The sequence below is a fragment of the Aeromonas sp. S15(2024) genome (genome assembly GCF_041402265.1).
In the GTDB taxonomy this organism is placed as follows: domain Bacteria; phylum Pseudomonadota; class Gammaproteobacteria; order Enterobacterales; family Aeromonadaceae; genus Aeromonas; species Aeromonas dhakensis.
Genome location: NZ_JBGLQY010000001.1, coordinates 818,748 through 832,736, shown reverse-complemented (window position 1 = coordinate 832,736; position 13,989 = coordinate 818,748). Strand labels below are relative to the sequence as shown.

Here is a 13,989-nt window from a genome sequence, read left to right as displayed (position 1 = left end):
TCCCCTGCAAGCCGGGGTAGAAACCCAGCGGGTCAGCGGTCGGCATCCTTTTTCTTGCGAATGCTCAGCCCCAGCTCGCGGCCGCGCAGGCGGGCATAGTAGATGGTGCCGACGAAGGCGAGCACGGTAAACAGCAGTTCCACCACCGCCAGCCACCGCTCCCCCTCATCCGTGGTGATCAGGGTCAGGGCGTGCAGGAAGTAGGGCATCAGCACGAAGTTGCCCCAGGCGTGGGTGTAGGGGTTGCCCTGCACAATCCCCTTGAGCGGGAACAGCAGCGGCACCGTCCAGATCACCGGCAACAGCCAGGGGTTGAGGTCCGGGTGGGGCGAGAGCCAGAGGTGCCACAGCAGCACCCAGCCCAGCAGGCCGAAAAAGCCGACCAGGGTCAGCAGACGGGCGAAGCGGGTGCTCACTTGAGGATCTCCAGCACCTGCTCGGGCGGGCGGCCGATGCGGGCCTGGCCGTTCTTGATGACGATGGGGCGCTCGATGAGCTTGGGATTCTGGTGCATGGCGCGAATGAGGGCGTCGCCGCTCACCTCGCCAAGACCCAGCTCCTTGTAGAGATCTTCCTTGGTGCGCATCAGCTGACGCGGATCGCTGAACCCCAGCTGGCTCAGCAGGGTGCGGATCTCTTCCTCGCTCGGGGCCTGCTCCAGATAGAGCACCACAGCCGGGGCGATCCCGTGTTGTTCCAGCAAGGCCAGGGTTTCACGGCTCTTGGAGCAGCGCGGATTGTGGTAGATTTGGGTCTCGCTCATGATAACTCCCTGATTAATCGCAAGATGGGACAAGAAACGGCGCTATTGTAGGGGAAACTGATGGTCAGGGTAAGCGCGAGAGTGCAGGAATTGAAACGAATTTGTTGGCTGATTGTGGCCGGGCTGCTGACAGCCTGCAGCCCGGCCCCCCAGTTCACCGACAGCAAGAACCTGCCGGTGGCCCTGGCCGACTTTGCCGGCAAGCCGCTGTTGGTCAACTACTTCGCCCCCTGGTGCGCCCCCTGCCTGCGGGAGCTGCCGCTGCTGGAGGCGCTGGCGCAGGAGGGGCAGATCGCCGTGGTGATGGTCAACTATGACCCGGCCACACCGGCCGAGCTCGGCAAACTGGCCGGGCAGTACCACATCAGGGTGCCGCTGCTCATCCCCCGGCAGGAGGCGAGCCTCCCCTTCTCTCGCCCCGCCGGGCTGCCCACCAGCTATCTGCTCGATGGCAAAGGGAACCTCCAGCAGACCCTGGTGGGGGAGCTCACCCCATCGCGGGTAGAGGCCCTCAGGGCCTCCGTCAAGCCGGCTGGCCACTGAACGCCTGACCCCTTGCCGCCGGCCGCTCTGTTTCCCCACCCTTCCCCCTGTTGTTGCCCATCGGTAACCTGCATCAACGACAAGGGCGCACCCTGGTGCGCCCTTGTTGTGCGTGAGAACTGCTGGCCCGTCAACCCTTGAGACTGTCGAGATCCTTCTTGGCCCGCTCCAGCTCGGTGATCCGTGCCTCAAGCCTTGCCAGGGTCAACTTGTCGTTGGTGGTGCCGCGCGCCACGATCAGCTCGTCGATGGCTGCCTGGTAGTCACCGCGCAGGGAGAGCATCTCGGCCCGTGCCATGTGCAGCTCGGTCATCCTGCCCGCCTTGCGATAGGCATCGGAGAGCAGGCTCCAGGCCAGGTTGTTCTCTTCGTGCTCGCGGGCATAGGGGTCGAGAATGGCGATGGACTTCTTGTAGTTGCCCCCTTCCAGGTAGGCGTTGCCGAGGTTCACCACCACCACCTCGTTGTCCGGCATGCGGGTGCGGAACTTCTCGAGCCGGGCGATGGCCTGGGCGCTGCGCCCCTTGGCCAAGTCGATGTCGGTGAGGGCGTCCACCACGAACAGATCTTCCGGGTGGCGGGTCGCCAGCTCCTGCATCAGGGTGTCGGCCTCGTCGGTACGCTTGAGCTGCAGCAGCGCCAGCGCCTTGCCGTAGATGGCTGCATCCTTGAGCGGGTAGTCCCCCTTCTGCAACCGGTTGTCGAAATAGGTGAGCAGGGCCTGCGGGCTCTCGGTGCCAAAACGCACCTGGATGCGCACCTTGGCCAGCCAGAAGTCGAGGCTGGGTGGCAGATTGCGACGGCCATAACTGCCCGCCCGGGCGCGCGCCTCGCTGATCCGGGTCTCCGGCAGCGGGTGAGTCAGCAGCATCTCAGGGGGCTTACTGGCGTAGCGATACTCGGCCGCCAGCTTCTGGAAGAAGTTAGCCATGCCCATGGGATCGAAACCAGCGTCATACAGCGTTTTCATGCCGATCCGGTCCGCTTCGTATTCGTTGTCGCGGGTGTAGTTGATGGCCGACTGCATGGAGAGACCCAGCGTGGTCTGCAACGCGGCGATCCCTGCGGTGGGGTTGATCACCGCGAGCGCGATGGAGCCCACCAGGCCGGCCAGGGTCATGGCGGAGCTGCTCGCCTGCGCTTCCATGTAGCGGGCGATGTGGCGCTGGGTCACGTGGGTGATTTCGTGGGCCAGTACCGAGGCGAGCTCGCTCTCGCTGTCGGCATAGAGAAACAGGCCGGTGTGCACCTTGACCCGTCCGCCGAGGAAGGCGGCCGCGTTGATGCTGGGGTCGTTGATGAGGAAGAAGGTGAACGGGAAGCGCACCCCATCGGCGTTGGAGAGCAGCCGCTGGCCCAGATCGTCGATGTACTGGCTCAACACGGGATCATCTATGATCGGCAAACCGGCCCGGGCAAAGCGCATGAAGGCGTTGCCGTAGCGCACCTCCTGCTCGATGGGCAGGGCGGCCACCCCGGCGGTGCCGATATCGGGAAGCTGGTTGCTGGCCTGGGCATGGAAAGTGGCGCCCATCAGGGAAGCCAGCAGGGGGAGCGATGCCATCAGGGGGGAAAAGCGTGCCACGTTATCTCTATCTCCAATCAGACCCTACCGGGACACCGGCAGAATACCCTTGCCCATCAAGGGCTACAAGCGTTGTTTCGCGCTCTCATCACGGCCATAATAGCCGCCATCACGCGCGATGGAGCCTCCATGGAATACCTCGACCTGACCCCCTGGCGTTGCCCCGAGCCGCTGATCCGGCTCAAGCTCTGGTTGCGCCAGGCCAAAACCGGTCAAGCCCTCGCCATCCGGCTGGCCGATGCCGGCTCCCGGCAGGACATTCCCGCCTATCTGCAGCGCCAGGGTCACCCCTTCACCTTGCAGGAAGCGCCGGACAATACCCTCTCTTTGCAGTTGGTGGTCGGGGCCAGGCACCACAGCCAGCCCCAGTAACGTAAAGGATGTCGCCATGTTAGAAGTCATCAAGCACTGGTATCAGACCCGCTTCTCCGATCCCGATGCCGTCACCCTGTTTCTGCTGCTGGCGGCCTGTTTCGCCGTGCTCTGGCTGTTTGGCGATCTGCTGGCGCCACTGTTGGTCGCGCTGGTGATGGCCTACCTGCTGGAGTGGCCGGTGAGCCGGCTGCAGCGGGCCGGACTCTCCCGCACCCTGGCCACCAGCCTCATCCTGCTGCTGTTCATCGCCCTCACCGCCATGGCGTTTCTCGGCCTCATCCCGACCCTGGCAAGCCAGGGGCTGAACCTGGCCAAGGAGTCCCCGGCCATGCTCTCCCATGCCCAGGACTATGTGCGCACCCTGCCGGAGCAGTACCCCGAGCTGGTCGATGTCAGCCTGGTGGAGACCGTCATCGACAACATGCGCCAGCGTATCCTGAGCGGGGGCGAGCAGCTGGTGAGCGCCTCCCTCGGCTCCCTCATCAACGTGGTGGCCATCCTCATCTACGCCATCCTGGTGCCCTTGATGGTGTTCTTCATGCTCAAGGACAAAGAGATATTGATGGGGGGGCTGCGTCGCTTCCTGCCGCGCAACCGCACCCTGGTCAACCGGGTCTGGGTGGAGATGAACGAGCAGATCCTCAACTACATCCGCGGCAAGGTGATCGAGATCCTCATCGTCGGAGTGGCGACCTATATCCCATTCGCCCTGATGGGGCTGCGCTACTCGGCGCTGCTGGCGGTGGCGGTGGGCTTCTCGGTGCTGATCCCTTACATAGGCGCCGCCGCGGTGACGGTGCCGGTGGCCATGGTGGCCCTGTTCCAGTGGGGGCTGACCCCCGAGTTCACCTGGCTGATGGTGGCCTATCTGGTGATCCAGGCCCTCGACGGCAATCTGCTGGTACCTCTGCTCTTCTCCGAGGCGGTCAACCTGCATCCGGTGGCCATCATCGTTGCCGTGCTGGTATTTGGCGGCCTGTGGGGCTTCTGGGGGGTCTTCTTCGCCATTCCCCTCGCCACCCTGGTCAAGGCGGTGCTCAATGCCTGGCCCAAGCGCGAAGAGCTGCCCGCCGTGCCCAAATAATGCGATAGTCGTGCCAGGCCATCGATGACAACGGAGTGTCCATGAAGATATTGCAAATGCTCACACGGACGGGGCTGGCAGCCCTGCTCCTGACCACCCTGCCGGCCCGAGCCGATCTCGATATCGGGGCGCTCAGCGCCTTCTCCAGCGACAGCCCCGACAGCCCCATTCCCAAGGGGTTGGTGCTGGGCGGGGCCGTCATCGGCGGTCAGGCCCGCTACCAGCACCAGGATGACACCCTGCTGCCGATCCCGGGTGCCCTCTATTTTGGCGACAACCTCATGTACCTGGGGGATCGGGCCCGCTACTACCTGAGCCGCAATGGCGGCCTCTCCACCTACGCCTTCGGCCGGATGCGCTTTGGCAATCTGGATCCGGACGATGATCCCTTCCTGCACGGCCTCGACAAGCGCAAGGGTGAGTTCGAAGCCGGGGTCGGGGCCGATCTCATCACCCCCTATGCCCTCTGGAGCGTGCGGGCCACCAGCGACGTGACCGGCACCAGCAATGGCCAGGAGCTGATGCTGTGGGCCAACTTCCCCATCATCCGCGGCCCGCTGCTGCTGATGCCGGGGGCCGGCGTCATGCTGCGCAGCCACAACCTCGCCAACTACTACTTCGGCGGTGTCTCGCAAGACGAAGCGAGGGCGGACAGGCCGGCATGGAACACCGGCACCACCCTCTCCCCCATGGTTTCCCTCATCGGCAGCTATCGCTTCAACGCCAACTGGATCGGCGGCTTTGGCATCAACTACGAGCGCTATGACGGTGACATCGCGGACAGCCCCCTCGTCCAGCATCAGGGGGAACTCTATGCCGGGCTGGGGCTCGGCTATATCTGGTAACGCCCAGACCACACCCGCACCAAAGAGAAAAGGAGCCCATGGCTCCTTTTCTTGTTATCCGGCAGAGAACACTGTCACAGGCGGGCCAGAAACTCGGCCAGCGCGTCGTTGACGAAGGCAGGGTTCTCCAGCGAGGCGATGTGGCCGGCCGCCGGGATCTCCTTGAACGGGCAGCCCAGCACCTCGGCCATCAGGTAGCCTTCCAGCACTGGGCGGGCCTTGTCCTGGCAACCCGTCATCACCAGCGCGGGCAGCCTCATCTCTTCCAGCCACTCGATGCGATCTTCGCGGGTTACGAAGCTGCGGCCCACCGCCACCATGGCGGCCACCTTGTCGGCCGGCCAGGCGGCGAGACGCGCCTTGAAACCGCTCATCAGGGAGACATCCGGCTGGTCGGCAAAGAACAGCGGCGCCACCTGCTCGACGATGGGAGCCGGGATGGTGCCAAGCTGCTCGATCATGGCCAGCATACCGAGATAGCGCTCGCAGGTGATCTGGGGCTCGAGGCCGACGAAGCTGTCCATCAGCACCAGACCCTTGAGGCGCGCAGGCGCCATGCGCGCCAGCTCCACGCCCCACATGCCGCCGATGGAGAGACCCACCAGTACGAACTCGTCGATGCCGAGCACATCGAGCAGGGCCAGGTGATCGCGGGCCAGGGTCGCCAGAGTGCAGCCCCCCTCGGGCAGCGCATCGGAATCACCGTGGCCCCATAGCTCGGGCACGATGCAACGGTACTGCCCCTTGAGGGCCTCCACCTGGGGCGCCCACATGGCGCTGTCCCACAGGTAGCTGTGACCAAACAGCACGACCGGGCCCTGCCCCTCGTCCAGATAGGCCATCTGGCGGCCCGCTATCTCCATAACTTGCTTCATGTTTTCTCCTGTTGCCAACAGCCGGTGATGAGACGGCAGTGCAAATCGCCATCACTGGCGTCATGTTTTTTCTATTGCCTGCCGGCGGCTCGTGAGGCGGCAGTGTAACACGACCCCCTTGGCAGTGACGCCCGCCTGGTGCAATCTGGAAAGGACTCAATAAGGAGACAATCATGCCGAAGGACAAGAGCAAGAAGCGCCCGCGCCTGGACAAGAAGACCTACGAGCACCACCTGGCCCATCTGCAGGAGGAGCTGGTCAAGCTGCAGGAGTGGGTCAAGCAGGAGGGGCTGAAGGTGGTGGTGCTGTTCGAGGGCCGCGACGCCGCCGGCAAGGGGGGCGTGATCAAGGCCATTACCGAGCCCCTCAACCCCCGGGTCTGCCGGGTCACCGCCCTGCCCGCCCCCTCTGACCGGGAGCGCTCCCAGTGGTACTTTCAGCGCTACGTAGCCCACCTGCCCTCTGCGGGCGAGATGGTGCTGTTCGACCGCTCCTGGTACAACCGGGCCGGGGTCGAGCGGGTGATGGGCTTTTGCAGTGACAATGAGTATCGCGAGTTTCTGCGCGCCTGCCCCGAGTTCGAGCGGATGCTGACTCGCTCAGGGATCACCCTCATCAAGTACTGGTTCTCGGTCAGCGACGAGGAGCAGGAGAAGCGCTTCAAGGAGCGGATCAACACCCCCATCAAACGCTGGAAGTTCAGCCCGATGGATCTGCAGTCCCGCTCGCGCTGGGTGGAGTACTCCCGCGCCAAGGACGACATGTTCACCTACACCGACACCGAGGATTGCCCCTGGTTCGTGGTGGAGGCAGACGACAAGCGCCGCGCCCGCCTCAACTGCATCTCTCACCTGCTGGACAAGGTGCCCTACGAGGCGATCCACTACGAGCCCATCACCCTGCCCCCCATCAACACCGAAGGTTACGAGCGCCCGCCGCTCACCAGCCAGCACTTCGTGCCGGACATCACAGCCGCGCTCGAGGCCTGATCCCTGCCACCTCGCCTGCCGTGCTCGTCAAACGGCAGGCAATAAAAAGCCGGTCTTGCGACCGGCAAAAAGGCATTGAATATAAAGAAAAGGAAACCTCGGCAGCCGCCCCTTGTCAGGTGCGGATGTATTTGGCCGTGCGCGGGAAGGCTTGCTCCTTGGCATCGAACAGGTAGCAGGCCTCGGCCGGAATGCCGACGCTGTACTGCTGGCCGGTGGCCACGTCCACGTCGGAGCTGGCCTTGACGGTGAAGTCGTGCCCAGCCACGTCCATGTAGACGAAGGATTCGGCCCCCAGGTGTTCGGCCACCTGCACCACCCCGCTCACGCGGCTGTCGGCATGGGCGTGATCCAGCGGCACCAAATGCTCGGGGCGAATCCCCAGCTCCACCTTGTCGCCAACCGCGCCGCGGCGGGCATCGACCCGCACCCGCACGCTGTCGCCTGTGGTCAGCTTGACCAGGCACTCCTGCTCGCCAATCTCCACCAGCTCGCCGGCCAGGAAGTTCATCTTGGGGGAGCCGATGAAGCCAGCAACGAACTTGTTGTCCGGGTTGTGGTAGAGCTCGAGCGGGGTGCCGAACTGTTCCAGGTTGGTGGTCGCATCCGCCTTGAGCGGGCTCAGTACCACGATGCGGTTGGCCAGGGTCATGGCCTCCACCTGGTCGTGGGTCACGTAGATGATGGTGGAGTTGAGCTCCTTGTGCAGCTTGGCGATCTCGATGCGCATCTTGACCCGCAGGGCCGCATCCAGGTTTGACAGGGGTTCGTCAAACAGGAACACCTGCGGCTGCTGGACGATGGAGCGGCCGATGGCGACCCGCTGGCGCTGACCGCCGGAGAGGGCCTTGGGCTTGCGGTCCAGCAGCGGCTCGAGACCCAGGATCTCGGCGGCGCGCATCACTCGCTTGTGGATGTTCTCCTTGTCCATCTTCTTGAGCTTGAGGCCGAAGGCCATGTTCTCGTAGATGTTCATGTGCGGGTAGAGGGCGTAGGACTGGAACACCATGCCCACGTTGCGCTCTACCGGCGGCACGTCGTTCATGTAGCGCCCGCCGATGGTCAGCTCGCCGCTGGTGATGTCTTCCAGACCGGCGATCATCCGCAGCAGGGTGGACTTGCCGCAACCAGACGGACCGACGAAGACGATGAACTCCCCTTCCTTGATGGCCAGGTTGATATTGCGCAGGGTGTCCTTGTGGACAGCCGGGTCGTAATTTTTGCGAACGTTGTTGAGTACTACTTCAGCCATGTCGAGCTCCGCTCTTGAATCTTTGCAAATCGTGATGGCGGGGGGAGTCGGCTCCCCCCGGCCATGAACCGTTAACCTTTCACGCCGCCGGCAGTGAGACCACCCACCAGCCAGCGCTGGGCGAGCAGGAAGACGACCGTGATGGGGAAGCCCGACAGCACGGCGGCCGCGGCGAAGTCACCCCACAGGTAGTTCTGCGGATAGAGGTACTGCTGGGCCCCGACCGCCAGGGTCAGATTGTTCACATCCTGCAGCAGGATGGAGGCCATGGGCACCTCGGTAATGGAACCGATGAAGGCCAGGATGAACACCACCGCCAGGATGGGCACCGACAGCGGCAGCAGGATCAACCGGAACGCCTGCCACGGGGTGGCACCGTCGATGGCCGCCGCCTCCTCCAGGGAGGAGTCGATGGTCTCGAAGTAGCCCTTGATGGTCCAGACGTGCAGGGCGATGCCACCCATGTAGGCCAGGATCAGGCCGCCATGGGTGTTGAGACCCAGCCAAGGGATGTAGTCACCAATCTTGTTAAAGAGCGCATAGATGGCCACCAGTGCCAGCACCGCCGGGAACATCTGGAAAATCAGCATGCCCTGCAGGATGGTGGACTTGCCACGGAACCGCAGGCGGGCAAAGGCGTAGGCACAGGTGGTGGAGAGCACCACTATCATCAGGGCGGTGATGCCCGCGATCTTGATGGAGTTCCACAACCAGGTCAGCACCGGGAACGGCGGCGGCGTGATGCTGCCGTCGGCGTTGGTGATGGACATGCCCAGCGCCAGCTTCCAGTGATCCAGGGTCGGGTTGGAGGGGATGATCTCCCCTACCGCGAAGTTGCCGTTTCTAAACGAGATGGCGATGACCATGATCAGTGGGAAGATGATCAGTGCCAGGAAGCCCCACATCACCAGGTGGGTTGCCCACACCCGGTATTTGACTGATTTGGGTTGTACGATTGCCATGTTGAAGCCTCCTTACAGTTGCTTGTCGGCTTTGGACAATTTCAGGTTGAGCAAGGCCAGCGCACCCACGATGAGGAAGATGGCGGTGGCGATTGCACTGGCCAGACCGTAGTCCTGACCACCCGAGCCCTGGAACGCGATCCGGTAGGTGTAGCTCACCAGCAGGTCGGTGGTCCCGGCCGGGGTGCTGGCGCCAATGATGTCCGGCGCGCCGTTGGTCAACAACTGGATGAGCACGAAGTTGTTGAAGTTGAACGCGAACGAGGCAATCAACAGGGGTGTCAGCGGCTTCATCAAGAGCGGTACTGTGATCTTGAAGAAGTTCTGCACCGGACCGGCACCGTCCATGGCGGACGCCTCATAGAGATCTTCCGGAATGGCTTTGAGCAGGCCCATGCAGAGGATCATCATGTAGGGGTAGCCAAGCCAGGTGTTGACGATGAGGATCATCACCTTGGCCAGGAAGGGGTTGGTATACCAGTCCGGCTTGATGCCGAACGCCGCTTCCAGGAACAGGTTGATCTCGCCGAAGTTCTGGTTGAACAAACCCTTGAACACCAGGATGGAGATGAACGCCGGGATGGCATAGGGCAGGATCAGCATGACCCGGTAGAAGCCGCGCCCCTTGAGAGACTCCCACTGCACCAGACAGGCCAGCACCATGCCGATGGCCAGGGTGAAGCCCACCGAGCAGGCGGAGAAGATCACGGTCCAGACGAAGATCTGCAGGAACGGCGCCTGGATGCCCGGGTCGGTGACGATGCGGGCGAAGTTCTTCCAGCCCACGCTCACCACGAAACCGGGCGCCACGCTCTTGCCGACAAACTGGCCCTGCTCGTCGATGTATTGATAGAAGCCGGTGTCGCCGTTGGGCAGCATCAGCTCGCCGCTCTGGTTGTCACGCAGCAGGTTGCTGTCTTTGATCACCACCCCGGACTTGAGCACGGCACCGTCCAGCAGACGGGTGTACTGCTGTTTCTGGGCGGCGAACTTGCGCAGGCTGCTCAGGGTCAGGTGGGTTCCGCCATCCGGCAGCACCAGATCGAGTGCGCTCAGGTGGGTGCGGTGATCGACGATGGCCCGGATGGGCGCCACCTGATCCACGGCCTCACCGGCCAGGGGTTGCAGCTGAACAACCTGTACCTTGTCATGAACCCTGCCCTCGCGGACAGCCAGTTCACGGGCCTTGTTGTTCATCAGGGTAACGGGTTGACTGATAAAGGATTGGTCGTCCTGTTTCAGCAGCAGCTGAAACTGATTGTTCTCACCACCCAGGAGGGTGAAATCGAACTCACCGCCCGCCACCTTATAGGTTTTTTTCAGATGGTAATCCCGCGCCTGCTCGATGGAGAGCAGGTTGGATCCCGAATAGTTGGTGAAGGCGATGCCGATCGTGTAGGCAAGAGGGAAGATGATAAAAACAACCATGCCAGCCACACCGGGGAAGATATAGCGGTGGGCATAGGTCTTCTTGTTCATGAAGACATACAGACCGACGGAGACCACCACCAGATCAAGCAGAGCGAATACCCACTCACCGCTGGCGTACATCATCACGGCTGCATAACCGTTGAGGATGGCTACCAGGGCAGCAATGGTCCACTTAAGCCAGGTGTGCTTATCCTTCGGACCGGCATAGGATTCGATAGAAGGTACTACTTCCATGCCAATTAACCTTTATAACGCCAAGAGAGATTTGAGAGAGTGGGAGGCCGTTGCGGCCTCCCGGGTAGTGCGTGCTTACTGAACGATACGCTTGGCAGCGGTATCCAGGGCTTCGTCAACGCTCTGACGGCCGGAGGTCACGTTCTTGAGGGCAGTTTCGAAGGAGGACCAGAAACGGCTCATTTCAGGCACGGACGGCATCGGCTCGCCATTCTGGGCGTTCACCATGGTGGCCTTGATGTGCGGATCCGCTTCCAGGGTCTTCTGGAAGGACTTCAGCGCCACGGCGCCCAGCGGCTTGTCGGCGTTGACCGGAGCCAGACCGGCATCGGTCAGCAGGTAGTTTTCCAGGAACTCGATGGCCAGATCCTTGTTCGGGCTGGCGGCGTTGATGGTGGCACCCAGCACGCCAACGAAGGCCTTGGCCGGTTTACCCTTCAGGGTCGGCAGGGAGGCAACGCCGTACTTGATGCCGCTCTTGTCCAGGTTGCTCCAGGCCCAGGGACCGTTGATCATCATGGCCACTTCGCCCTTGTTGAACTTGGCGTCCATCACACCGTAGTCGATGCCTTTTTCCAGGTGACCGGACTTGATCATCTCGGAGATGTAGCCGACACCGGCCTTGGCACCCGCGTTGTTCACGCCGGTGTCTTTCACGTCATAACCGGTAGCGGTCTTCTTGAAGGCGTAGCCACCGTTGGCAGCCACCAGCGGGTAGCTGAAGTAGGGGGTGTCATAAGCCCACATGATGGCGCGCTTGCCGTTTTTCTTCAGAGTCTCGTCAATCTTGGCGATCTCTTCGAAGGTCTTCGGCGGCTCCGGCAGCAGATCCTTGTTGTAGATCAGGCTGACGGCTTCGACGGCAACCGGATAACCGTAGGTCTTGCCATCAACGGTCATGGCATCCCAGGCGAACTGTTCAAACTTGGCTTTGGTGGCGGCATTCGGGGTCACGGGGACCAGCAGACCGGCCTTGACCCACTCACCGTAACGGTCGTGAGCCCAGAAGAAGATGTCCGGGCCGTTGCCGGTGGCAGCGGCTTGCTGGAATTTCACTTCCACCTGATCAGGGTGAGCAACCGTCACCTTGATGCCGGTTTCGGCTTCAAATTTCTTACCTACTTCGGCCAGACCATTGTATCCCTTGTCACCGTTGATCCAGATGGTCAGTTGGCCTTCGTCAATGGCGGCAGTGGCAGAGCAAGCCACACCCAGAGTAGCCAGACCGATCAGGGATGACAGCAATTTCTTTTTCATGAGCCTTTCCTTGTATTAGTTCCGCGCTGCAAGAGCATTGTGTGCGAGATGAATATTATCCCAAGCCGTTACCGCCTCACATGACGCAACTCGCATTTTTGAAACGCAATTACGTATTTTCTTCCGGAAAGTTCTGAAAACATTTTCTTATTTCAGGGGGTTAACGCCATTTATTGGCATATTTATCGCCAAATTAAGAAATTAAATTACCAAAGAGAAATAAATAAACATGAATGAAAGGGTTTTCACCTCATTGAAAACCCTTTCACAGGGATTATTCTGTTTAATTTGTTAACAAATCACCGAGTTGGTTTCGCTGCCACCTACCCCGTTAAATAAAAAGACACCGCAGCAGGCTGCGGTGTCTTTTTGCCAAAAGTGGAAAGCAGATCACATTACGACTGGCGTAACAGCTGATCCTTGAGGTTAGGCGGCACCCCCTTGATGGTCAGGGTATCGGTCTGGGGATCGTAGAAAATCCGGCTGTTGAGCAGCTTCTGCTCGAAGCTCAACGTCAGCCCGCCACCGGAGCCGACGAACTTGGTCAGCCCGCGCAGGGTGGAGCGGTCCGCCGGGAAGCGCTCTTCCAGCTCGTACTCCTGACCGATGAAGCTGTAAAAATCGAGGTCGCCCTCCCCTGCCTCTTTTGACGAGAGCTCCGCCGACAGCTCCCTGATCTCGATCTCTTCACCGGCGCTGGCCTGCTCGGTGCAATATTTGAAGACCTGTTTCTTGTAGTCGTTGCGCTCGGCCGGTTCGAGCTGGCGGCTGTCGCAATAGTCGTCCACCGCCTGCAGCAGCCCCTTGTTCTGGATCTTGGCATCCATCCCCTCGCGGGCCCCCAGCAGATCCATGAAGAAATCACCCAGCTTGCGACCGACCCGGCCCTTGCTGAAGGTGATGTAACGGCGCGAATCAGCCTGGGTTTTCCATTCGGTGAGATCGATGCGGGCCACCAGGTTCAATTTGCCGATATCCAGATACTGGATGTGGCGCAGCTCCAGCGCCTCGCTGACGGTGACGCTCTCCTTGCCCTCCAGCAGGGCGATCATCAGATAATCCACCCCCACGTAGTTGTACTTGGCAAACAGCAGCACCCCCTGCTCGTCGAGGGCGTGCTCCACCAGCTGCTTGACCAGCAGCTGGGTCATCTCCACCGAGAAGGGAACGAATTCGAGCTGCTCGTCCAGCAGCTTTTCCAGCGCGATGCGAAACAGGGGAGAGGGCTGCTTGGGGGCATCCTCCCCCTCCGCCAGCTCGGCGACGGCGGCCTCGGGGTCGGCGAAGAAGCCAAAGCCCTTGCCCCCTTTGCCGTTGTAAATGCGGTGCAGCTCCGCCATCAGCCCCTGTACCGCCTCATCGGCAGGCAGAAGCTGGCTGCGGGTGTCGGCGTGAGGTTGACCATCGCCGCCCTGGCGCAGGGAGTGAAGAATGATCTTGTCGATATCGAGACTCATGTCACAAAGCCATAGTGTTAGCCGAAAGGGTGAAGTATTATAAGGCGCTTTGAACCGAGATGAACCCAAGATTATGCCCATCGTATCAAAGTACAATAACGAGCAGTTTGACGCCCTGATGAACGACCTGATCACCGCCCTGGAGAAGCACAAGGCGCCGGTGGACCTCAGTCTGATGGTGCTCGGCAACCTGACCACCAACATCATCAATGGCATGGCCCCGGCCCAGCGTCAGGCGATCACCGAGAAATTCATCCAGGCGCTCACCGCCTCGGTCGATCATCGCCACGACGCTCATTGAGTCTCTTCGCATTCTTTGATGTTTTTCAAGCAGATG

General features: G+C 61.5%; 15 protein-coding genes. 6 read left to right on the top strand and 9 right to left on the bottom strand.

The features are described 5' to 3' along the window. Window positions 1-32: 32 nt before the first annotated feature. Together ACB033_RS03925 and arsC are read right to left on the bottom strand one after the other, a co-directional pair. Window positions 33-416, bottom strand: a complete 384-nt coding sequence (locus tag ACB033_RS03925; protein ID WP_010634362.1) for a DUF2069 domain-containing protein — start codon at window positions 414-416, stop codon at window positions 33-35. Continuing rightward, window positions 413-763, bottom strand: coding sequence for an arsenate reductase (glutaredoxin) (gene arsC / locus ACB033_RS03920; RefSeq protein WP_010634363.1), 351 nt, complete (start codon window positions 761-763; stop codon window positions 413-415). The genes ACB033_RS03925 and arsC overlap by 4 nt, the downstream gene beginning before the upstream one ends. 60 nt (window positions 764-823) lie before the next feature. Here arsC and ACB033_RS03915 point away from each other — a divergent pair, with 60 nt between their 5' ends. Beyond that, on the top strand, window positions 824-1,306 hold the full coding sequence (locus ACB033_RS03915; protein ID WP_139725628.1) for a TlpA disulfide reductase family protein: 483 nt from the start codon (window positions 824-826) through the stop codon (window positions 1,304-1,306). 130 nt (window positions 1,307-1,436) lie between these two features. Here the strand turns inward: ACB033_RS03915 and ACB033_RS03910 are convergent, their stop codons facing one another. Beyond that, window positions 1,437-2,891: a M48 family metalloprotease gene (locus ACB033_RS03910; protein WP_371140345.1), complete on the bottom strand. Its 1,455-nt coding sequence runs from the start codon at window positions 2,889-2,891 to the stop codon at window positions 1,437-1,439. A 129-nt stretch (window positions 2,892-3,020) separates the two neighbouring features. On the opposite strand from ACB033_RS03910, the gene ACB033_RS03905 reads away from it, so the two are divergent. Genes ACB033_RS03905 through ACB033_RS03895 form a run of 3 tightly spaced genes read left to right on the top strand, consistent with a single transcriptional unit; the run spans window position 3,021 to window position 5,195 of the window. Then, window positions 3,021-3,263: a sulfurtransferase TusA family protein gene (locus ACB033_RS03905; protein ID WP_017779381.1), complete on the top strand. Its 243-nt coding sequence runs from the start codon at window positions 3,021-3,023 to the stop codon at window positions 3,261-3,263. Window positions 3,264-3,279: 16 nt separating this feature from the next. Continuing rightward, window positions 3,280-4,350 (top strand): AI-2E family transporter, encoded by a 1,071-nt coding sequence (locus tag ACB033_RS03900; RefSeq protein ID WP_371140344.1) that lies wholly within the window; start codon window positions 3,280-3,282, stop codon window positions 4,348-4,350. A gap of 56 nt (window positions 4,351-4,406) precedes the next feature. Then, complete coding sequence (locus ACB033_RS03895) at window positions 4,407-5,195, top strand: MipA/OmpV family protein (RefSeq protein ID WP_017765973.1); 789 nt, start codon at window positions 4,407-4,409, stop codon at window positions 5,193-5,195. 74 nt (window positions 5,196-5,269) lie between these two features. Here the strand turns inward: ACB033_RS03895 and ACB033_RS03890 are convergent, their stop codons facing one another. After that, a complete protein-coding gene (locus tag ACB033_RS03890; protein ID WP_371140343.1) occupies window positions 5,270-6,070 on the bottom strand; it encodes an alpha/beta fold hydrolase in 801 nt (266 codons plus the stop codon). A 173-nt stretch (window positions 6,071-6,243) separates the two neighbouring features. On the opposite strand from ACB033_RS03890, the gene ppk2 reads away from it, so the two are divergent. Next, the gene (gene ppk2 / locus ACB033_RS03885; protein WP_268028874.1) at window positions 6,244-7,059 is read left to right on the top strand and encodes a polyphosphate kinase 2; all 816 of its coding nucleotides are present in this window, start codon (window positions 6,244-6,246) and stop codon (window positions 7,057-7,059) included. Window positions 7,060-7,174: 115 nt separating this feature from the next. On the opposite strand, the gene ACB033_RS03880 is transcribed toward ppk2, so the two are convergent. From ACB033_RS03880 to yejK, 5 genes are all read right to left on the bottom strand, one after another. Next, window positions 7,175-8,311 (bottom strand): ABC transporter ATP-binding protein, encoded by a 1,137-nt coding sequence (locus ACB033_RS03880; RefSeq protein ID WP_005299602.1) that lies wholly within the window; start codon window positions 8,309-8,311, stop codon window positions 7,175-7,177. A gap of 71 nt (window positions 8,312-8,382) precedes the next feature. Further along, window positions 8,383-9,273: a maltose ABC transporter permease MalG gene (gene malG / locus ACB033_RS03875; protein ID WP_005299600.1), complete on the bottom strand. Its 891-nt coding sequence runs from the start codon at window positions 9,271-9,273 to the stop codon at window positions 8,383-8,385. Window positions 9,274-9,285: 12 nt separating this feature from the next. Beyond that, complete coding sequence (malF, locus tag ACB033_RS03870; RefSeq protein WP_005299595.1) at window positions 9,286-10,938, bottom strand: maltose ABC transporter permease MalF; 1,653 nt, start codon at window positions 10,936-10,938, stop codon at window positions 9,286-9,288. Window positions 10,939-11,013: 75 nt separating this feature from the next. Continuing rightward, window positions 11,014-12,195 carry a maltose/maltodextrin ABC transporter substrate-binding protein MalE gene (malE, locus tag ACB033_RS03865; protein ID WP_017765978.1) on the bottom strand — a complete coding sequence of 394 codons (1,182 nt, stop codon included), beginning with the start codon at window positions 12,193-12,195 and terminating at the stop codon, window positions 11,014-11,016. A 395-nt stretch (window positions 12,196-12,590) separates the two neighbouring features. Continuing rightward, complete coding sequence (gene yejK / locus ACB033_RS03860; RefSeq protein WP_010634372.1) at window positions 12,591-13,652, bottom strand: nucleoid-associated protein YejK; 1,062 nt, start codon at window positions 13,650-13,652, stop codon at window positions 12,591-12,593. A gap of 73 nt (window positions 13,653-13,725) precedes the next feature. Here yejK and ACB033_RS03855 point away from each other — a divergent pair, with 73 nt between their 5' ends. After that, a complete protein-coding gene (locus ACB033_RS03855) occupies window positions 13,726-13,953 on the top strand; it encodes a YejL family protein (protein ID WP_005299589.1) in 228 nt (75 codons plus the stop codon). Window positions 13,954-13,989: the final 36 nt, after the last annotated feature.

Excerpts from the sequence above, each read along its gene's own strand:
- arsC (WP_010634363.1), bottom strand. The coding sequence starts at position 763 with ATGAGCGAGACCCAAATCTACCACAATCCGCGCTGCTCCAAGAGCCGT.
- ACB033_RS03915 (WP_139725628.1), top strand. The coding sequence starts at position 824 with ATGGTCAGGGTAAGCGCGAGAGTGCAGGAATTGAAACGAATTTGTTGG.
- ACB033_RS03905 (WP_017779381.1), top strand. The coding sequence starts at position 3,021 with ATGGAATACCTCGACCTGACCCCCTGGCGTTGCCCCGAGCCGCTGATC.
- ACB033_RS03900 (WP_371140344.1), top strand. The coding sequence starts at position 3,280 with ATGTTAGAAGTCATCAAGCACTGGTATCAGACCCGCTTCTCCGATCCC.
- ACB033_RS03895 (WP_017765973.1), top strand. The coding sequence starts at position 4,407 with ATGCTCACACGGACGGGGCTGGCAGCCCTGCTCCTGACCACCCTGCCG.
- ACB033_RS03890 (WP_371140343.1), bottom strand. The coding sequence starts at position 6,070 with ATGAAGCAAGTTATGGAGATAGCGGGCCGCCAGATGGCCTATCTGGAC.
- ppk2 (WP_268028874.1), top strand. The coding sequence starts at position 6,244 with ATGCCGAAGGACAAGAGCAAGAAGCGCCCGCGCCTGGACAAGAAGACC.
- ACB033_RS03880 (WP_005299602.1), bottom strand. The coding sequence starts at position 8,311 with ATGGCTGAAGTAGTACTCAACAACGTTCGCAAAAATTACGACCCGGCT.
- malG (WP_005299600.1), bottom strand. The coding sequence starts at position 9,273 with ATGGCAATCGTACAACCCAAATCAGTCAAATACCGGGTGTGGGCAACC.
- malF (WP_005299595.1), bottom strand. The coding sequence starts at position 10,938 with ATGGAAGTAGTACCTTCTATCGAATCCTATGCCGGTCCGAAGGATAAG.
- malE (WP_017765978.1), bottom strand. The coding sequence starts at position 12,195 with ATGAAAAAGAAATTGCTGTCATCCCTGATCGGTCTGGCTACTCTGGGT.
- yejK (WP_010634372.1), bottom strand. The coding sequence starts at position 13,652 with ATGAGTCTCGATATCGACAAGATCATTCTTCACTCCCTGCGCCAGGGC.
- ACB033_RS03855 (WP_005299589.1), top strand. The coding sequence starts at position 13,726 with ATGCCCATCGTATCAAAGTACAATAACGAGCAGTTTGACGCCCTGATG.